Here is a 22512-nt window from a genome sequence, read left to right on the forward strand (position 1 = left end):
GTATTCCTAAAACAACCCTTTAGATTAATGGGATTCATCTATATCTTTGGTGCTATACATCTAAAACAAAAGGCACATACAAATTATAACATTTGATGAGCAGTCAAATAAAGAAATAGGCATTAAACTAATATAGTAGCTTGCCATTTGAGGATGAGCTTACAGCCGGTGATTGGCTAGTGGATATTTTCCATTTTGCCAGTGCCGGTTTTTTTTGTTGGATAATAATGGATAAATAGATTCTTTGAAATAAAGGAAGGTGGCGTTTCCGTGGATGAGGTATTGGAAAAAGTAGAGGAGTGTAGAACGTATTTTGATGGACATCAATCTCCCTGGAAAAAATGGAATTAAGGTTACGTCACGCGTGAAAAGTCAGTATCCGAATTGCCGTGTTCTTGTGTTGACGATGTTTGAAGATGATTAATACTAAATGGAAGCACTGCGGGCGGGTGCAGATGGCTATGTATTGAAGGATTCGCCATCTGAACAAGTGGAGGCGGCCATTCGAATGGTATCACTAGGAGATTCTATTATTCATCCTCGCATGACCAAAAAGTTAATTACATATCATCACCAGCAAACGTAATCCGAATCAAATGAAAATACTTTGACCGAGCGAGGAAAAGAAATACTGTTTGAATTGGTCAAAGGTCTTAGCAACAAGGAAATCGCTGAAGCGCTATTTATCAGTGACAAGACCGTCAAAATTCACATCAATAAGATTTTTAAAAAGCTGAATGTGAAAAGCGTTCACAGGCAGTCATTTATGCCGTTCGAAATCAACTTGTTCCATTTTCTTAAAGAACTATCCTGCGCTATTTAAGGTGCGGATAGTTCTTTTGTTTTATGTTGCCATAGAACCAAAAGCTATAGCAATTATACCTTTTGATTAATTTTCAGAAAAGTGAAAATGAGAGATGATAAAGATAGATTTGAAGTTTACTAGTTTTAATTTATTTTTTTATAAGGAAAAGGAGATAGGTTCATGAAAAAAGGAAAAATGAAGGCATGGAAAGTCATGACCACGGCAGCGATGACTTCCTTATTATTTTCATCACTTACCGTTTTTGCAGAAGGTGATGTAACGCCAGTTGATTCGCCAATGGCTAAAGAAATGGCGGAACAGGGAGGACAATTATTTTTTGATAAGGATAAGATCGAAACAGGTCAAAAAGATTCACTATATAAAGACGTCAAAAAGGAAGGTTTTGCTAAAGCATATAAACCGAATGATACGGTTCGCTTAATCGTAGAAGTTGAACAGCCAGCAGAAATTAAGCAAACAGCCAAAAGCAAAAAATCTTTATATAAACAAAAACAAGATAAAGTAATCGAACAAATCTCAAATGAAAAAAATTCGAAATCAAATGCTCCTATTAAAGTGAAGCATCGTTTTTTCAAAGGGTTTAACGGATTCAGTGTAGAAACAGAGTTCCAAAATATAAAAGATATCCAGTCTATTCCTGGGGTTACGAATGTCCATATCGCCAGAACTTTCCAGGAAAATATGGCAGCAAGTAAAGAATTAGTACAAGCTCAAAAAGTATGGGAGCAATATGGCTATAAAGGTGAAGGATTAGTAGTAGCGGTCGTAGATTCCGGGATTGATTATACGCACAAAGATATGACATTATCTGACACAGCCAAAGCGAAGGAAAAATGGACTCAAGATAAAATTAATCAAAAATTTGCTGAGACAGACGTAAACGAAATTTGGTATTCCGACAAAGTTCCAACAGGATATGATTGGGCAGACAATGATACGGATGTCATTCCGGGAACAAATGGCAGTCCGCATGGTACACACGTGGCTGGTACAATTGGAGCAAGTGGAGACGAAACGAAAGATGGAGTCGAGGGTATTGCACCAGGTGTTCAACTATTAGCTGAGAAGGTATTTTCAGATAATGGCGGCGGTGCCTATGAGGATGATATTATCGCTGGAATTGAGCATGCAGTCACAATGGGTGCAGATGTAATTAACATGAGTTTAGGTGTCGATGCAGGCTATGTAGATGAAGAATTTGATCCGATTCAAAAAGCCATTCGAGTTGCGACAGAACAAGGCACCCTTGTTGTAGCAGCAGCCGGAAATTCAGCCTACAGTACGAAGAATAATATCATTCTCTCTTCATTAAAACCATATGCAGAAAATCCTGATATTGGAACAGTTGGTGCACCGGGTGTAAGTCCATATGCTCTATCGGTTGCTTCCTATGAAAATACGAAACTTCATTTAAATGCATTAGCAGATGCAAGTGGTTTTTCGGTGCCGTTCAAAGATCAAACGCAATTTCCAGCATCGTATAATTTTAAAGTCTCTAAGGTTCTTTCGCCAGATGTACCTTATGACTTGGTATATGTTGGGGAAGGAAAGAATGCATCAGATTATCCTAAAGGCAAAACTGACTACATTGCTGTGGTTAAACTATTAAATTCATATAGTACGGTTTCAACCATTCAGTGGGAAGCTAAGAGAGCAGGAGCAAAGGCAATTATTATGATACCACCTGCAAATTGGTCAGATTATACTACTCTGCCAGTAACGCCAACTGCAGCACCAACGGCGTCAACAAGTAAAGCTGCAGGTGAAGCATTGTTAAGTAAAATGGGTAGTCTGCCAAGCGGTCAATATTTAAGTATGAAATATACAGGCGGTACTTGGGTAGAGAATCCAGCGAAGGGCACCATGTCCTATTTTTCATCCTTTGGTTCTCCAAGTACATTAGATTTTAAACCAGAGATTTCTGCTCCTGGAGGAAATATTTATTCAACTATACCAGGTAATGATTATGAAGTAATGAGCGGTACATCGATGGCAGCTCCTCATGTTGCAGGCGGTTCAGCATTGCTGCTGCAAGCCTTATATGAAAAAGGGTTATCTCATTCAAAGAATACAGCGTTAAAGGCAAAAATTGCATTGATGAATACATCAAAGGTAGTAGAAGATCCTCGTACGAATAATAAGGTACCGTATTCTCCTCGTGTCCAAGGATCCGGCTTAATGCAAATTCAAAATGCGATTAAAACGCCTGTTATTGTCACCAGCAAAGATACTCCGCTAGAGCAAGCAGGAGCAGTTGCGTTAAAAGAGATTAAGGGCAACAATGCGCATTTCAAGTTGAATGTGGAAGCTCTTAAAAACGCAGATGTAAAAGAATTGGAGTATACCGTGTATGTAGATGTTTTGACGGATGAAACAGAAACAAAAGAATTTGACTTAGACAATGATGGAACGTTGGATTCCAAAGAATATTTAACTTTAACAAGCAAGCGTGTACAAGGGGCTACCTCATTAGTGAACGGGGAAGCAGTCACTCATACACAAGGAACGAATATAAAAATTAAACCGGGGCAAGAAAAAGATCTGGATGTAACGCTTTTATTACCGAAGAACTTAAAGAAAAATGCGTTTGTTGAGGGCTATGTTCGCTTAGTCCCAACTGGCAAAAACAGTAATGCAGCAGTTCCTTTAACTGTTCCATATATGGGCTTCTATGGAAAATGGGATGAACCACGAAATATCGATGCACCTGCATGGGAGAAGGAAGCATTTGTAGGATATACTGCCCTTTGGGATGAGAATTCAGAAAGTTATCCTTTGGGATATAACCCATATACTGGAAGGTTCAGTCTTAACCATATTGCATTCTCGAAAAACTATATACTCGATGGCATCTATCCGTCATTCCAAGCCTTACGTAATTTAGACAAAGCTGAAATGTATATTGAAGATCAATCTGGAAATCTCATTAAAAATTTAGGCGATTTTAGTGAGTATACTGGTACTCCATGGAAATTTAGAAAAAATATCATGTCATATGGGGATACAAAGTATGGCGGATATAAATGGGATATGAAAGACTCATCTGGACAATATGTACCTGATGGTGTGTATCAATATGTTATCAAAACAACATTAGATAATCCAAACGCAAAACCACAGATTGTCAAAATGCCAATTACGGTAGATTCCGTCGCTCCGACCGTTTCAGATATTGAGGTAACACCAAAGAACGGAAAATATGAAATTGCCTTCCATGCGGAAGATAATGCAAGTGACTTTAATTCTGCTGTTGTTTATGTAAATGGTCAATATCATGAAGTGCCGCCTGAGCAAAAATCTCTAACTGTCAATACAGAGCCGAAAGGTATGGTCATTTTAGCTATTGATTATGCAGGAAATATATCTTGGACTACGTGGGGAGATCAAAGCTATAATAAGCAAAGTATGGCCATTCAAACCATTGGTATAACCCCGACTGCTGGTCTTAACCAAAATAAGTCAGCAAGTATTTCTGCGTGGGCTTATAACAGAGTAGACTGGACGATTCATGTTAGAAATGCAAGCGGGCAGATTGTAGATTCATCTACAGTGAAAAATGAACATACATTAAAAGCAAAATGGACACCTGATAAAGATCTTCCAAGCGGCACATATACGATTTCAGTAGATGTCGCTACAAAAGACGGCTTTAAAGTGACAACCACACCTAAACAAGTAACGGTTCTCCAGCCATAAACCGATTGCGGCCCAAGTGAGGATAACTCACTTGGGTTTTTTCATGCCCGGTGCATGGTGCTATATCTATACGCAAAAGATGAATGATTAAACAAAAAGTCGCGGAGTAGTACTTTTGTTTTATACTGATATAGAACCAATAGGTGCAAAATTTACTTCTTATGTTTAATTTTCAGAAAAGTAGAAATGTGGGATAATTGTCGAAACATAGTTTGCTAGTTCATTCATTTTTTAATGAAAAATAATATTGGAGAAGGAGATGCGGTATGAAGAGAAAGAAAATAAGGAAGATACTTACAGGAACATTAGCTGTTGGATTGTTATTGTCTCAAGGCGCACCGTATAACGTATTGGCGAAAAGCCCGTACGAGCTGAATTCAGTGGATCATGCGGAAGAAATTCTAAAGAGCCTGTCTGTGGAACAAAGAAAAGCATTAGAGCAGTTGGATACAAAGCCAAGCTTTACCATTTCTCCGGATATTAATGTGAATAGTCCGGAATTAGTCAAAGTCATCGTGGAATTCAAACAGGCGCCAGCGAAAATTGAAGTGATGAAACAAGCGGCGAAAGGAACGAAACTGTCTTCTGCAATTGCGAATGAGAAAGTGGAAAAATCTCATAAAGATTTTAAACAGCATGTGCAATTATTGAAATCACAGAAAAACGTGACCAAATACAAAGCGGAAGATATAAACATCACTAGAGAGTATACAAACGCCATCAATGGTGTAGCGATGACACTGCCTGGCGTGGCCGTGCAGGATTTGCTTGAATCAGGAGTAGTTAATCGTATTTTTAAAGATTACGAAGTAAAAGTGGAACCGCCGGTAAAAACAAAAGAAGCAATCGATCCAAAAATGGCGGACAGTATTCCGCAAATTGGAGTGGACAAGCTGCATGCCGAGAACATTACCGGTAAGGGCATTAAAGTCGGTGTTCTTGATACAGGTGTTGACTACAATCATCCTGACTTAAAAGAAGCTTATAAAGGCGGATATGATTTTGTAGATAATGATACCGATCCGATGGAAACGACATACGAGGATTGGATCAATGCTGGCAAGCCAGAATACCCTGGTTTAGTGTATTACACAAACCACGGGACACATGTCGCGGGGACGATAGCAGCACAAAAGAAAAACAATGTCGATTACGCTGTTAAAGGGGTAGCACCTGAAGTAGATTTATATGCTTATAGAGTATTAGGACCTTGGGGAGGGGGAGATACAGCGGGAATCCTTGCTGGTATCGATAAAGCGATTACAGATGGCATGGACGTCATCAATATGTCGCTCGGCGCCAGAACCAACGATCCGTTATATGCCACTTCTGTCGCAACAAATAACGCTATGCTTTCAGGCGTGGTGACAGTTGTTGCCGCAGGAAATGCCGGACCGAACGAAAAAACTCTCGGTTCCCCAGGAACAGCAGCCCTTGGCATTTCAGTAGGGGCAAGCGATGCTTCGATGTCGATTCCGACATTTAATGGAAGCGCTTCCGGCGAAAAATTTGAAAATATGCAGCTGCTGGGTAAAGATTTTTCTAATAAGTTAGAAGATTTACAAGGACAATCCTTACCAATTGTTTATGCAGGTCTTGGTAAAGCTGATGACTTTGCTGGGAAAGATGTCAATGGGAAACTTGCGTTGATTCAGCGCGGAGAAATTACGTTTGATGAAAAAATCAAAAATGCTAAAAACGCTGGGGCTAAAGCAGTGATTGTGTATAACAATGTTGACGGGCAAATATCTGCCTATTTAGGTGAGGCCGTCGGTTTAATCCCGGCTTTCCGCCTATCAAAAGCGGATGGTGAGCGGTTAAATGGGCTGGGCGAAGGTTCTTTCACCTTTGAAACGTTAAGCAACACAAAAACGGAAGGCGATCATTTAGCAGATTTCAGTTCACGCGGGCCGGTAAATGGAAATTATGATATTAAGCCGGATGTAGTCGCTCCAGGTGTGTCGGTTTTCTCTACAGCACCGGAATATATCAATGATCCGCAGGATGGCATTAATTACGGGAATGCCTATGTGCGCTTATCGGGCACGTCTATGGCTACTCCTCACACAGCAGGTACAGCAGCATTGATTCTGCAGGAGCATCCGGAATACACTCCTTTCGATGTAAAATCGGCACTCATGAATACTTCAGACGATTTAAAAGAGGATTATTCTGTATACGAAGTAGGGGCGGGACGAATCGATGCCTATCAAGCGGTTCATACAGATACATCAATCAAAGTATGGGATAAAACAAAAAATATCGAAAATGGAAATATCGTAGAAATTGACGAACAAACCGGCTCCATCGTATTCGGCAGATATTATAAAAATGGTGATCAGCCAATTGAAGCAAGCAGAAAGGTGACGGTTCAAAACAACAGCCTGGAAGAAAAATCTTTTAACCTAGAAGTGGAGTATCATGGCGAGCGTAAAGGCATCCAAGACGCAGTGAAGAACGGTGTAAAAGTGGCAGTGCCTTCATCATTTACAGTAGGAAGCGGCCAAGAACAGGAGTTTCAGCCAAAAATCACGATACCAACCAGTGCTGTGGCAGGAAGATATGAAGGGTATATTCATGTGACCAATACGAACAATCCAGCCGAAACCTATCAAATTCCATTTGCTGTCATGGTGACGGAAAAGGGATTTGATTATGCGAAAACGAGCAAGCCATCCGTGACAAATACGACGCCTTTCTGGCAATATATGTACCCGTATGTCCATGTCATCATGAAATTGAATAGCCCTATGAAAACCATTGATGTGCTTGTTAAGGACAGTAAAACAGGGAAAGCTGTAGGTTTTGTAGGAACAGCGGATACTAGTAAATTACTAATAGACAGAGAAACGTTTCTTATGAATGCATTTAGCGGTACTGTCTATCCATTTACAAATGATCCTTCTAAGCCGATTGGTGATCTTCCTGTAAAGCTTCCGGCAGGCGATTATATAATGGAACTGATTGCACACGATGAGGAAGGGAAATCATATGTTGCAGACAATCCGCTTATTGTGGACAATACAGCACCAGAAGTAAACATGGATAAAAAACCGGGTGTAATCGAGGTTAATGACTCCATGTTTACAGTAGAGGATGGACAAAAAGCGGTATGGCTGCATGGAACAGCTAAGGATGAGACAGTGGACGTATTACAATCCAAAGGCTTGAACGTTGACCAATCATCCAACAGCATGGGTTACTCTGCAAACTCTCCATTCATAAATGGGTACTTCCCAATCCAAGCGAATGGAGATGTAAAATTCGGAGTTGAGGCAAATGATATTGCAACGAAGCCTCTAAAGCTGACTTTGACTACGTCTGATATTGCAACTGCAATGGGTAAACAACACTATGTCTTCGTAAAAGAAGGCACGGAATATACGACTTCTAGTTATGATAAGAAAGATGTAAAAATCGGTGATACTGTAACAATGACACTCAGCCTCAATAATGCGAAGCAGCTTGTATCTGGGGACTTCCAAGTCGAATTCAAGAATGATCTGTTTAAGTTTGAGAATGTGAAGCTGAACAGTGCGGCAAATGAGTATGCGAAGGAAAAAGGCTTGGAGGTATCGCTGCAAGAACCTGTGCTGACAGAAGGAGCTCTAACTAATACAGTGAATGTTGGCGCATCTATGAAAGGGAATGCATTTAGCGGTATGGACGGCGATCTGCCTTTCCTTGATGTTACGTTCAAAGTAGTAAGTGATGCATTTTACGATAATGTTACCAGTTTTAATGTACTACAGGCGTCTTATATGAAAGCGGGACAAACAGCCGCTACTGCCATTCCTTTTTACAATACGGAAAATTTTAACCTTATTCCAACGCATTCCAGAGTGCAGGGTTCTATCCAACCAGAAGCATTTTTGAGAAATGACGGTTCTTTGCCAATAGGTGATTATTCAAAAATCGGTGCCCAAGTATATGTGATGTCCCCAAGCGGTAAAAAATATAAAGGAACAATTGATAATAAAGGATTCTACAGCATTCATGGTATCCCAGCTTCTACGGAAGCATACACAATTGTTATTGATGTTCCGGGACATCTCAAAGTGATGAAGAAATTCATTCCTGGATATTCTGTAAACGGTGAGATGCGCGGGCAACATTTTAGATTAGGTGGTAAAGGTCTTGCGGGGGACGTGAATGGTGACAGCATGATTGATATTCTCGATATACAAAGTATCGCAGAAGCCTATGGTACGAATGATCCATCGATCGTGCCGCAAGATCTCAATCAGGACGGCGTGGTGAATGAAACCGATATTCGTTTCGTTGAGAAAAACTTCTTAACGAAGGGGCCGGATGCACCTGCTAATAAGCAGCCAAAAGCAACAATTGGCAAAAAAGATCTGGAATACTTCCTGCGCCTGATCGGACTTGAGCCAAAGCAATAGCAAAAATAGAAGGGGAGGAATCTAGAGCATTCCCCCCAAAAAAGTAAAATACCTGATATAAAATCATTTTGAGCATATTTTAAAAAGGAAAAAAAGGATGAGATGTGTTCTGCACACAAGTTCACCCTTGGGAACGCGAACAATATATGAGCATGGACTAATACCTGTAAACCCTTGACACGATTAGTGTTGAGGGTTTTTCTTATTTTTTATTTATGAGGAAAAATAACTGACCACCATTTTGACCACCAGATTTTTAACATTATTTTCTTTTGAGCGTTTATAAAACAAAAAGATTGTCCGATTTGAGTTACTAAAAAAGTTAGACATGATGGAAAGGGGGCTGAAGAAAAACGAGTAAAAGTCTCTGCTGAACAGCGGTTTCTTTTAATACGTTCTGTAATTGCAAAGTACGAAATTAAAAATATGGTGAGTTACTTATGCGAAATTGCGGGAGTTTCTCGCTTAGGTTTTTATAACTACTTTTCTTCAGAATCTCAGGAAAAGTTGAAAATTAACGCTCTGCAGGAATGCTAAACCAGCTAATAGTTTGTCAACATTTTTCAATAAAAAGATTAATAGCCACATGATATACTAAAAATATTCATGGCAAATACCCTTCCGTTAATCTGTTCTTGGAAGGTTTTGTTGTATTTAGTTAGATATAGTTTCTAAGCTATATCTTGGAAAGTAGTTCTGCTTTTTAGTAAGGCGTATATCCAATATAAGAGCTTATTAACACATGCAATAACTGCTACCCTGAAGGGTTTTCCTTCTTCTCGTTTCTTATCGTAAAACTCTCTTAGTCTTTTATTGCGTGCTATGATCTCATCTGTTGTTTTCTTCTTACGGGCATCCCGAATACCACTTTGAACAGCCATATACAAAGCGTGACGTAGTCTGCAAGATCCTCTTTTGGTAATTCGATTAACTGATGCAGTAAACTTACCAGAAGAGTAAACACTAGGATCTACTCCAGCGAATGCAACTAGTTTTTTGGCATCATTAATCCGATCTATCTCTCCGACTTCAGAAATAATCGTTGCAGCGATTTTTTCTCCGATTCCAGGGATAGATTGGAGTATTTTATATTCTTCAATTTCACTAGCGAGGGCATCTATTTCATCCGCAATTTTTGATAGATGCTCTTGGTATTGAAGAACTATGTTAATCAACGTTTCAAGATTAAAGATATGACTTTGGTACAGATTGCTTTGGAACGGGTTACGATTGGCTGATTCTCTTAACTTTTGTGCCTTTTCTTTTGCCCATAGTTCTTAACGGCTCATACATAACGAAGCTATTTTTTCAGTTAGTTCTTTTTCACTCACACTTAAGACGGCCTCAGAAGTTGGAAATGCAAGTAGAGTAAGCAATGATACTTTTGAATAAGGACTTCCAAAAACACCTCTATACTCAGGAATTACCTGATCTATTAGGGAATGGAGCTGTAACTTAGTCTTTGCTGATATTTCCGCAATACTTTCCTGTTGTCTTGTTAGATTGCGAAGGTTTAAGAGTTGTACTCCTCGTTTTTTATAAGGCTCTAACTCTTCTTTATAAAACAACTCACAAAGATGATAAGCATCAACTGCATCTGTTTTTACCTTACGCAAACTTGAACTTTTGGCTCGATGTGAGAGTAGTGGATTAACAATAATATAAACATAATTTTGCTCCTCCAAAAATTGAATAACTGGAGTATGGTAGTGTCCAGTTGACTCTAAAACGGCCGAAGGTTGGTTACCATTAGCCGTTTTTTCCACTTCTTGAAGGAATTCTAGTAAATTCCTCAAGCCTTCAAGATTGTGTTCAATACTAAAGCTCTTCCTATATGGTTTACCTTTATCTAAGAATGCTTGAACCTGACTTTCCCCTTTTGAAACATCCAGACCAATGACTGGATTCATACTTGAATCTCCTCCTCTAGAATAACTATATTAGTCGGTAACCCCTAAGGCTTCTTGTAATGTCATAGGTTCGCTTGTTAAACGGGATCATTGTCCCAACCAGCCTGAAACATGTTTATACAAGTAGGGGGTGAACAGTTTAGCTGACGGGGATCGAGTCCCACGGGTGCGAGGTTCTACCCCGACTACCGTTATAATAAAACCTTGTAGAAAAAGGTCAACCAGAAATATCTGGCTAAGGTTATATTACGAACGGGTGCGATACTTTAAAAGATTCTTTGATAAAAGACTTTTATGGACAAGGTATATCGACCGTTTGAAAATAAAAAACCGCCCATTCTTTGTGAATAGACGGTTATTTTATGTTTTAAAAATTGGGGTTGCTACGGCAGTCTTTTTCTTTTTTGCCATGATTCGAAAAGGGATTGTAATAATTTTTAGGTAGTTTGTTTGTATTATTTTATTTATTTTGAAAATTCATAAGAAACCGCTTGCAAAGGAAGGTAAATCATTTTATTATAAGATTATAACGTTACAACGTTACAATAAAGGAGAGCAAATATCATGTATAATAAGTTTCCTGAAATAAGAGTAAAAGGTCCTCTAATCAATGAATCTTGGCAAGGGTATGAATCAATTCAAAAAGAATTATTACATCAGCTGAGTAATAATGAAAATATGAAAACAGTCGTCATCGATTGTTATCCAGGTGTTCGATATGATGAGATTAAAACAAAACTAATTGATGGATTAGATGCGAATTTAGTTATTTTCTCAGATGATTTAGCATATTCGGGTAAAGAAATTACTACATTAATAGAACGTAATTTAACCGATGATCGGGTATTTGGAGTTTTATCTTGTCATACATTAGAAGAGTTCTTCGATATGAATCAAATCCAAGACGCAAGAAAAAAAGTAGAAGGTCATAATGGGATTGTAGTGGTCTATGGTGTAGGAGCTTCATTAGTAACAAAAGGTGATATATTAATATACGCTGACTTAGCCCGTTGGGAAATTCAACAACGATATCGCTCCAAAGAATTGGGAAATTGGAAAATTGACAATCATGAGGAAGATATTCTACGAAAATATAAACGGGGTTTCTTTGTTGAATGGAGAGTAAGTGATCGTCATAAAAAGACGCTATATAATGATATTCATTACTATATGGATACAAATGAAAAAGATAATGCGAAGATGGTATCTGGAAAAGCGTTTTTAGAAGGTATGCGTCAAACAGTTCATCAACCATTCCGTTTAGTTCCTTATTTTGATCCCGGAGTATGGGGAGGCCAATGGATGAAAGAGGTTTGTGGGCTTGATAAAGAAAAAGAGAACTTTGCTTGGAGTTTTGATGGAGTACCAGAAGAAAACAGTTTATATTTAACCTATGGTGATGTACGAATTGAAACACCATCAATTAATACAGTATTCTTGCATCCTACTGATTTATTAGGGGATCGTGTGCATGCTAGATTTGGAACTGAGTTTCCGATTCGATTTGATTTTTTAGATACAATGTCTGGACAAAATTTGAGCTTACAAGTACATCCATTGGTTGAGTACATTCAAGAAAAATTTGGTATGCATTATACGCAAGATGAAAGTTATTATATTCTTGATGCAAAAGAAAATGCTGAGGTATATCTTGGAATGAAGGCTGATGTGAATCCTAAAGAAATGATGGAGGATTTACGAAGAGCAGAACGTGGAGAAATTTCTTTCCCTGATGAAAAATACGTAAATAACTTTCCAGCCAAAAAGCATGATCATTACTTGATACCTGCTGGAACAGTTCATTGTTCAGGTACAGATACAATGGTTTTAGAAATTAGTTCTACACCGTATATTTTTACCTTTAAATTATGGGATTGGGATCGACTTGGCCTTGATGGTTTACCAAGACCTGTTCATATTGATCATGGTGAAAAAAATATTGTATGGAATCGAGATACGGAGTGGGTAGAAACTAATTTAATTAATCGTATCGAGACAATTGCAAGTGAGGATGGATGGAGAGAAGAAAGAACAGGGCTTCATGAAAGAGAATTTATTGAAACAAGAAGACATTGGTTTACTTCAACTGTTCATCACAATACAAATGGAAGCGTTAACATGTTGAATTTAATTGAAGGTGAAGAAGCGATTGTTGAAAGTCCAACGAATAAATTCGAACCTTTCATCGTTCGATATGCTGAAACATTTATTATTCCTGAATGTGTAAAGGAATACACGATAAAACCATATGGAAAATCAAAAGGAAAAGAAATTGCTACAATTAAAGCTTTTGTAAGAATTTAAGGTAGAAAAAGGAGAATAGATATGATTGGTATTTTAGTAACAACTCATGGTGAACTTTGTAACGGATTGTTACATGCAGCACATATGATTGCTGGTGAACAAGAAGGAATTGAAGCTGTTTCATTAGATGAAAATGGAGTAGATGATTTTGCTAGTCGTTTAGAAGCAAAGTTAGACGAAATGGTAGAAAAGTATAATCAAGTTCTTGTGATGTGTGATTTAAAAGGTGGAACACCATGTAACCAAAGCTTGAAATATGGCTTCGTGAATGAAGGGAAAGTAAAGGTAGTTGCAGGTATAAATTTACCAATGTTAATTGAAACGATTTTTGGTCGCAGCAGTGTTGGAAATCTGGATGAATTAGCAAGTTTTGCTAGTGATTCAGGTAAGCAATCGATTGAATTTATTACATTATAACCTCTGGGAGGAATGAGTAATGCCTATTACATTTGTACGAATTGATGATCGAGTAATCCATGGACAAGTTGTGACAAGATGGTCTAGACAAAAAGCGGTAAACGGAATTTTAGTCATTGATGAAAGAATTGTGAAGGATGAATTTCAAAAGAAAATCTTAACAAATGCAGCTCCTTCAGGTGTTAAAGTAGGAATCTATGGCATTGAAGAAGGTTTAGAAAAAATTAAGCTAGCAAAAAATGCGAAAAATAGTTATTTCGTGATTGTTAAAACACCAGTTACCCTACAAAAGCTTGTTAAAGCAGGTGCTGACTTTGGTAATGAGATAAATGTTGGACCAATGAGTGCTCGTCCAGATGCTAAAACAGTGGCGAAAAATGCAGCTGTTACAGAAGAAGAAAAAGCGGCATTTGATTATCTAGTAGAAAAAAATATTAGTGTTACATTTCAACTAATTCCTGAGGAAACTCCTCTTTCTTGGACAAAAGTAAAAGAAAACTATTAAAGAGAGGGATAATTTATGGATGTTGCTATCTTAATTCAAGCTGTATTAATAGGGGTTTTCTGTTATCTCGGATCCGTTTCTTCACCGTGGTTACTTGGTGTAACAGGGGGCTACTATATTATTGGAAGACCTTTAGTAGCGGGTCTAATTGTAGGTCTTATTCTTGGTGATGTTTCAACGGGTATTCTTCTAGGGGTAGCTGTTCAAGCTGCGTTTATTGCTACTATTTCGACTGGTGGTACACAAAACTCTGAGATTACATATGCAGCGTATGGTGGTATTGCACTTGGTATGCTTGCAAATGCCTCTCCGGGTGTAACGGTTACTCTATCAATTGGTATAGGTGCTCTAGGTTTAATTCTTCATAATCTGATGATGGTTACAAACTCTGTTTGGAATACTCGAGCAGAAAAAGCTGCAGAAAGGGGAGATATGCGTGGGGTTGCTCTAAACAACGGTGTGTATCCTCAAATCGTCAATTTTTTATTACGTGTCATTCCAGTTGCTTTAGCCGTGTATTTTGGACAAGGTTTCGTAGACGATGCGCTTAATGCTATTCCTGACACTGTTATTCAAATTATGAACGTTTTAGGTGGATTACTTCCAGCGTTAGGTATTGCCTTATTAATGAACTTATTAATTAAAGATAAAACATATTTAATCTTTTTTGTTGGTGGTTTTGGTATCATCGCATTCATCGTTCCAAACATGATTGCTTTAACAATTATAGCTGTATTGCTTGCATATATTGTTTACTTAGCTACAGGAAATAATGCTCCTAAAGAAGTTGAAGATGAGGTGATTTAGCGATGAAAAAACTTGATAAAGCGGATTTAAGAAAAGGCTGGCTGAAATGGGCAATGTTCCACTTGTCTTCTATGAGCTTTGAAAAACTAGAAGCACATGGCTTCGCTCATTCAATGATACCAATTATTAAAAAGTTATATAAAGATAATCCTGAAGAACAAAAAGAAGCGTTGAAACGACATTCCGTATTCTACAATACCGAGCCTCAAGTGGGGAGTGTTGTAAACGGTGTAGTGGCTTCACTTGAAGAAGAACGTGCTAATGGACAACCCATTACGGATGAAATGTTCCATAGTATTAAAACAGGATTAATGGGACCTGTTGCTGGTATAGGTGACTCAACAATTCAAGGTATTATTATCCCTATTCTTTTAACAATAGGTATGAGTATTTCTGTTGATGGTAGTCCATTAGGTGTTTTATTCTATATTGTTGCTTATTTAGCGGTTATGGGGATGCTATCTTATTGGCTATATTTCCGAGGATATCATCTTGGTACAAATGCTTTAGATGGTTTAATGGGAGCGAACGCTGATCGAATTAGAAATGCTTTAAACGTATTGGGAACTATGGTCATTGGTGGTTTGGCGGCATCTTCTGTAAAATTAGCAACGACCGTGAAAATACCAAATGGTGAAGAATTTATAGAGCTCCAAAAAACTTTAGATGGATTTTTTCCGGGTTTATTATCGTTAATAGCCGTATTGATTAGTTGGTATCTAATTTCAATTAAGAAAATTAGTGCAACAAAAGTATTGTTGTTTTTAGTAGCTCTATCTATTGTAGGTGTATTAGTCGGTTTGTTTTAATTAAATAATAGAAAGGAGTCTATTTATAACTGACTCCCTCCTTATTGTATTTTACCTCCTAAATAATTATGGTACGTTATAATTAACGATAAATAATAGATTATGAACAATATGAAAAAGGGGTAGTCATTAGTGGATGATAATGAAATGATAAATTTGGCACCATTGTATATGCAAGTAAAGATTGATATAAAGAATAAGATTGAAGAAGGTAAGTGGGGGATTGGTGAGAAAATACCTACAGAAGGAGAATTATGTAGTTTTTATGATGTTAGCCGTGTAACTATTAGACAAGCAATTGATGAACTTGTTAATGATGGTTATCTTGAAAAGAAAAGACCTAAGGGTACATATGTATTAGATTATTTAGCTAATTCAGGACCGGCTGGATTATCAACTTACGTAAAAAGCTTTACGAATGAGATGAAAGAACGAGGCTTAAATGTTAGTACGTTATTTGCTGATATTAAGCTTATTAAAGCCGATGAACATATAGCTAAACTTTTATGTGTTAAAGAGGGGGATGAAGTCATTTTATTAAGGAGAATACGAGGAATTAATGGAGTTAAAATAGGATATTTTAAAACCTATATGAAGCCTAATATGAATATCTCTTTAAATCCTAAAGATTATTACGAATCTCTTTATGCTTTGTTAGAGGTGAAAGGGATTATTGTAGCTCAAGTAAAAGAACAGTTATCGGCACTGCGATCTATAGAGGAAATCAGAGAAATGTTAGAAGTACCTCAAGATTGTCCAATATTAAGACGTATTCGATATGCTTATAAAAGTAATGGTGATTTTATTGAGTGTTCGGAATGCTATTACAATGGAGATGAATATTCTTACTACTTAGATTTTAGTTCAGCAGCATTTTCTTAAATATACTCTAGGGGACATACTTTGTAATGGTGTATCTTTTTTGAATTGAAACATTCTGAGATGTTCCCAGTATTTTGACACTAACTTATACATTTTTAAGAAAAATTATCTAAATATTCAGAAAGAATTGTTGATATAAAATTATCTCAAATATGTAGTAGGAATTCAGTTATGGTTGGATAGATTCTTACTTGTTTTTGATATTTTAAAATAATAATATGCAGTAAAGAAAAAAGGATGAAGGTTAGAATAATCATAAATTTATTTACAGGAGTAATTCAGCTTAGGGTAGAAATATAAATTTTGAATTATATAGTAATAACAATATATCAATATTACAAAATATTTACGTTGGATTTATACTCTGTTAAAATTTAACACTTACCATTAAGCAGATAAGTAAATTTGATTCTGGAGGAGGTGGTTTTAAATAATGTTCGGCCGTTTGTAAAAAAGTTGCACCGTTTAAAGACCAGTTTACTGATCACAAGTCTATATCGGATTATGCAAAAGCAGGAATTATTAAAGGAGATGGCAACGGCAGATTCTCTGCCAAAGCTAACGCAGCACACGCACAAAGTGCTGTGGTATTAAAGTGTATGCTGCATTACTTGAAATTTATCAATTAAGACAATGAAGCAATGGTAACGTATGGTGGGAACGGACTAACTGCAGCCCCACCAGCTTATTAAAGCAAGTAGAGAGGAAGGAATTGAAATGAAAAAGAAAGTGTCGGCATTGTTAGCTTTTGTCATACTCTTATATTCGTTTAGTTCTACCTTTGTTGATGTTGAATTTGCAGCTAGTCCAGTCACGATTACACAAGTCACTCAAAGGCCGTTTATCATCAACGATGAAGGGAATTTAAAATCAGAAACGAAGCTGACCGTTAATAATCCCGACAGCGCATTTAGCGCTTGGGTCAGAATTACCGTTACTGGAAAAGATCCTTATATGCAGTCAATTGGCAACCTCGCTAGTGGGAATAATACTCCTATTGTCGATGTATTGGAGTTAAACAATGACGGTGATAATGTAACGTTTGAGATTTTTGATAATGCTAACGGAACGGGAACGCCATTAGCAACCAAAACTTTGCCGCAGAACAAAGTCCGCCATTGGAAATTTTTCATAGCGCACGATTTGCACCTGGACATCGGTTTTACTCATTATCAAGAGGATCTAAATAATGATATTTTGCCAGGTTTTCTGGATACAGCCAACTCTAAAATTAAGGAAACAGCTGGATTACCAACGAACGATCAGTTCCGATATCCGCTTGAGACTTCTTTTCAATATCTCGATTCTGCTGCAAAGGTGAGAAATGCGGATTGGATTGAAACTTTCAAGCAAAATGTGAAAAGCGGGAATATATCTTACCCTTCTAATTATACAAACCCTGTGTATGAAGGCCTTGGTACCGAGCAGATGGCCAGGGAGAACTACTATTCAGAGAGGATTATGAAAGATGTAATCGGCGCCGAATCGAGCAAAGTGTTGGTGAAATCGGATGATAGTAGCATTTCATGGTCCAACATCGACGCCAATGTTCAAGCTGGCGTGAAATACGGCGTCATCCGCGCGAATCATGCAAACAGTACATGGAGCGACAACGGTGGCACTGACTACTATTCCTCTTATCCTAGACTATTTTATATGCAAGGAAGAGTCCCCAATAATAAAATTTTATTTTACAATCACGGGAAATATTCGCTAGATGAGTTTAGTTTTAGAAGTACAGATACTACGGGTAATACTACTTTTAATAAGATAGCCGATAAACTAATGGCTTTACAAAGAGGCAGCAGCAATCCGACGGATGCTTCCAGCTATCCATATGACGCTGTATTTGAAGATACTACGAATGGCGGCGATAATGGAGGAATTGTTGCTGATGTACTCAATAACATTCAAAAAATGAATGCCAGAACAGACGGCAAAGGACGCAAATATGTTTATCCTGAATACCGAAGCTCTGATGTGGGCGATTTTTTTCGGTATATTGAAGAAAACTCTGACACCACCCAGATCCCAGCATTTAAGGGAACGATCGAGGGTTCTTGGAACTATGGCGCGGGATCAACCGCTTACGAAACAGCCGTCAATAAAGAAAATCACGATAAATTGCCGGCAGCTGAGAAGTTTGCGACTTGGGCCAACATGGCGAGCGCGGGCAGGCGATATCCATTTGAGAAAATTAACGATGCATATAAGAAAATGTCCCTTTATGAAGAACACACATGGGATTACTGGAATACTGCTCACCCGACTTTGAATACGAATTGGAAGAGGGATATGTCTATATCCAGCAATAAATTATCCGATTCGGTTCTAAGCAGTTCACTCGACGCGATTAGTACCCAAATTCCAACAAGCGGACACACGATTGCCGTGTATAATTCGCATTCGTGGACGAACTCGGATATCGCGAAGGTGAATTTGAAAAGTCTGCCGGCCCATTTTGATATTGTTGATAAAGAAACCAATTCGAAAGTCAAATATCAGAAATTAAGCGACGGCAACGTTGTCTTTGTTGCGGAAAATGTTCCGGGCAACGGCTATAAAACGTTTCAGGTAAACTCCCGTTCGGATGATCCGGTATTTACAACGTCCGTTGTTGCGACATCCAATACGCTGGAAAATAATTATTATAAAGTGAAGTTCGACTCCAGTGGTTCGATTTACAGTATTATCGATAAAGTCAATGGGAATAAAGAGATGGTTGATAAAACGGCGCCGTATAAAATGAATCAGTTTATTTTTTATACTACCCCTTTACAATCAAGCGGCGTATCCTCAACAAACATTGTAGAAACAGCGCAGCTTTCGAGCACAACTGGCGGGGTCATGGGGGTTATGACAGCTGATGGGAAACCTGCTTTGGGCGTAAGCAGTTTAAAAAGAAACGTTATATTGTACGATTCGATCCCGCGGATTGATATTGTCAATGATGTGGTAAAGAATCCTGCTATTGATATTAGCAGTCAAGACGAAGAAGCTTTCTTTTCCTTTCCTATGAATGTTTCAACACCTGTTATTCGCCACGAAATGCCAACAGGAGATGTGAGACCGGGTGTGAGCTCTAATATTAACGATCCAAGTACCGAGCAGTTATATGCTTCAATGACAGACGAATATACGGTGAATCGATGGATTGACGTATCCAACCAAAGCGATTACGGCATTACGTTTTCACCGATAAACGCGCCGCTCGTGCAATACGGCGAACGCCGTTCTTACAAATTTGATAAAGACTATGATGTTAGGCAGAAGAAGCCATGGATTTATAGCTACGTAATGAATAATAAGTGGCACGTGAACTTCCCGAAATCACAGCCTTCCCCCGTTTCATTTAAGTATTCGATCACATCCCATGGGGGCAAAAATTGGCAAGCGGGCAGGGCTGACAAATTTGGTATGCAAACTTCCTCCGGATTTAAGTCCACCGTGATTCAAAATGCGCAGCAGGGTTCATATAACGGAGTAAAAGATCAATTTATTGGAATCGATCAAGATAATGTCGTGCTGACAGCTTCGAAAATTGCGGAAGACAACGGGGAAGGTGTCATTCTTCGATTTAACGAAACAACAGGAAAAAATACGAGAGTAACGGTAGATTTAGGGAAATTACAAGCAAGTTCGGTCACAAAGACGGATATTGTCGAGAATGATATTGCGACATTACCGCTGAAAAACAACAAAGTGAGTTTTACTATTAAAGGAAATGACTGGTTTACGATTCGCGTCAAACAAGGCACAGCGCCTGCTCAAGTAACGGGAGTCGAGGCGACGATGGATAACCGAGGAACTCAGTTGACTTGGACGGACTTGAAGGATTCTTCTCTAGCCTATTATGAAATATTCAGAAGCCCGGATATCAATTTCACACCGGGAATGGGAAGCTATCTTGGCTCTGTAAGCAGCAACCATTTTTACGACAATCAGGTAATGACAGGTCTTACAAAAAAATATTACTACAAAGTAAGAGCCGTAAGGGCGGGAGCCAAAGGAGCATTTTCGAACGCTGTTTCGCCCGCAGCGGGAGCAATTTCAGATGAGCAAGTTCCTTCTACACCTGAACTGAGCATGGATTTCGCAGTTCCCGGTCGTGTTTCCATTAGTTGGACGAAATCGACCGATGACGTGTCCGTTGCAGGGTATAAAGTATACCGGGATGGAATTGAAATCAAGGACAACCCAGCTCTATTAAACAGCTATTTGGATTATCAAGTCGCTACGGGATTGCATACGTATACGGTTAGAGCTTACGACCGGGACGGTAAACTTTCGCAGATGAGCGACCAGGTTTCTGCTTTGGTTGATAATGAACCGAACAATATCGCTCCTAATGCGACTGTGACGGCATCAACAACCTCTCCTTCCTCTATCTATGAGCCGATAAATGTCACAGATGGGATAAAAGGTATATCAAATGTAGGCGAGTGGGCGTCAACTACTTCGAAACCTTGGATTAAACTGACGTGGGACAGTACTCAGAAAATCGGCAAAATTGTGTTGTTTGATCGGAACTCGAGGGATCATCATGCGAATAGCGGAACGCTGTCGTTCAGCGACGGATCAACGATCGCCGTATCAGGTCTTCCGAAGAACGGTACATCCAAGACGATTCGATTTGCTCCGAAAGAGGTAACGTGGGTGAAATTCGACGTGAGCGGCGGTACGGGGACTAATGTTGGTTTAGCTGAATTTCAAGTATTTGCATCAACACAACATGATGTCGTGCCAGCAACGCTTGTTGCCCAGTGGAAATTGGACGAAGGTTCCGGTATAACCGCAACCGACTCTACAGGCAACAAGAACCATACAGGAACGCTGATCAACAATCCGGAATGGTCAGCTTCTGGCAAGATCGATGGAGCACTCTCTTTCAACGGCTCCAATTCTAAAGTTGATATCGGCTCTTCGCCGGCTTTGAATGAAACGGATGCAATGACCATTACGGGTTGGTTTAAGACCTCTCAGTCCGCAAGTTCCGGCAACGTGTCGATCATGAGTCATAACGGGCACTTTACCGGCTTGCAGCTGGATGGTGCGGGGCGCGGCCGCGCACAGTATTGGATCGATGGATCGCCTAACACGTTGTCGTTTGACTGGACGTACAGCGATAACAAATGGCATCATTATGCTGCAAGTTATGACAAACGCAAGGGTATGACGCTATATGTTGATGGAACTCGAGTAGCCGAAGATCCTATGACCTTAGGAGCGCTTTCGACAACGACGGCTCATTTCGAGTTAGGCAACTCGGAGACCGGCAATGAAGCTTATAACGGGATGCTGGATGACGTTCGCGTATATCGTGGAGCACTAACGCATTCCGAGGTGCAACAATTAACTGTTAATAAGATCCCCCAGTCTCAAATGACGGCAACGGCGACAAGTCAGGAAACGATTGGTGAAAATAATTCAGCATCCATGGCGATTGATGGAGACCCACAAACGTTTTGGCATACAAAGTGGGATAAATCTGATGTTCTCCCCCAATCGATCACCTTAAATCTTGGAGGAACTTACGCAATCGATAAGGTCGCGTATTTACCAAGGCCATCAGGCAGCAACGGAAATATTACAGGATATAACGTTTATGTAAGTACAGATGGAGTGACCTTTACTAAAGTTGCAAGCGGAACTTGGGCAAACAACAATGAGGAGAAATTAGCAACTTTTGATCCGACAGATGCATCATATGTCAAGCTCGAAGCAACGGAGGGTACTGGCGGCTGGGCATCGGCTGCGGAGATTAGCGTCCTTCGTCCTTAAAACAGAAACTGTAAAGAATTAGCTTCTAACTTAAAAGAATTTATTGAACGCTGGACACGGTGAATTAAGGAAAGACCCTTACAAGTGAGGATTGGCACATGGTTAAAGATGCAGATATCAATCATAACGACAAGATTAATTTTGCAGATTTAGTTTGGATCGCCAATAAGAT

The 22512-nt window shown here is 38.9% G+C and carries 9 protein-coding genes and 3 pseudogenes; 11 read left to right on the forward strand and 1 reads right to left on the reverse strand.

Annotated elements, in window-relative coordinates; translation table 11 throughout:
• Window positions 1-264: 264 nt before the first annotated feature.
• From LIT25_26580 to LIT25_26595, 4 genes and pseudogenes are all read left to right on the forward strand, one after another.
• Window positions 265-801 (forward strand): annotated as a pseudogene (locus LIT25_26580) (response regulator transcription factor).
• 184 nt (window positions 802-985) lie between these two features.
• On the forward strand, window positions 986-4522 hold the full coding sequence (locus LIT25_26585; GenBank protein USK36697.1) for a S8 family serine peptidase: 3537 nt from the start codon (window positions 986-988) through the stop codon (window positions 4520-4522).
• 266 nt (window positions 4523-4788) lie between these two features.
• Window positions 4789-8925 (forward strand): S8 family serine peptidase, encoded by a 4137-nt coding sequence (locus LIT25_26590; protein USK36698.1) that lies wholly within the window; start codon window positions 4789-4791, stop codon window positions 8923-8925.
• A gap of 345 nt (window positions 8926-9270) precedes the next feature.
• A pseudogene (locus LIT25_26595) lies at window positions 9271-9438 on the forward strand (IS3 family transposase).
• A 158-nt stretch (window positions 9439-9596) separates the two neighbouring features.
• Here the strand turns inward: LIT25_26595 and LIT25_26600 are convergent.
• Window positions 9597-10835 (reverse strand): annotated as a pseudogene (locus LIT25_26600) (IS110 family transposase).
• 564 nt (window positions 10836-11399) lie between these two features.
• Between LIT25_26600 and LIT25_26605 the strand changes: the two are divergent.
• The 7 genes from LIT25_26605 (at window position 11400) to LIT25_26635 (ending at window position 22340) form a co-directional block, all read left to right on the forward strand.
• On the forward strand, window positions 11400-13139 hold the full coding sequence (locus LIT25_26605; GenBank protein USK36699.1) for a class I mannose-6-phosphate isomerase: 1740 nt from the start codon (window positions 11400-11402) through the stop codon (window positions 13137-13139).
• Between the two features lie 21 nt (window positions 13140-13160).
• The gene (locus LIT25_26610) at window positions 13161-13556 is read left to right on the forward strand and encodes a PTS sugar transporter subunit IIA (protein ID USK36700.1); all 396 of its coding nucleotides are present in this window, start codon (window positions 13161-13163) and stop codon (window positions 13554-13556) included.
• A 19-nt stretch (window positions 13557-13575) separates the two neighbouring features.
• Complete coding sequence (locus tag LIT25_26615; GenBank protein ID USK36701.1) at window positions 13576-14061, forward strand: PTS sugar transporter subunit IIB; 486 nt, start codon at window positions 13576-13578, stop codon at window positions 14059-14061.
• A gap of 15 nt (window positions 14062-14076) precedes the next feature.
• On the forward strand, window positions 14077-14868 hold the full coding sequence (locus LIT25_26620) for a PTS sugar transporter subunit IIC (GenBank protein USK36702.1): 792 nt from the start codon (window positions 14077-14079) through the stop codon (window positions 14866-14868).
• Between the two features lie 2 nt (window positions 14869-14870).
• The gene (locus LIT25_26625) at window positions 14871-15677 is read left to right on the forward strand and encodes a PTS system mannose/fructose/sorbose family transporter subunit IID (GenBank protein USK36703.1); all 807 of its coding nucleotides are present in this window, start codon (window positions 14871-14873) and stop codon (window positions 15675-15677) included.
• A gap of 132 nt (window positions 15678-15809) precedes the next feature.
• Window positions 15810-16559, forward strand: coding sequence for a GntR family transcriptional regulator (locus LIT25_26630; protein USK36704.1), 750 nt, complete (start codon window positions 15810-15812; stop codon window positions 16557-16559).
• Between the two features lie 717 nt (window positions 16560-17276).
• Window positions 17277-22340, forward strand: coding sequence for a discoidin domain-containing protein (locus LIT25_26635; GenBank protein USK36705.1), 5064 nt, complete (start codon window positions 17277-17279; stop codon window positions 22338-22340).
• The last annotated feature ends 172 nt before the right edge of the window (window positions 22341-22512 follow it).

The organism is Bacillus sp. F19 (assembly GCA_023823795.1).
Taxonomy (GTDB): Bacteria; Bacillota; Bacilli; order Bacillales; family Bacillaceae; genus Bacillus_P.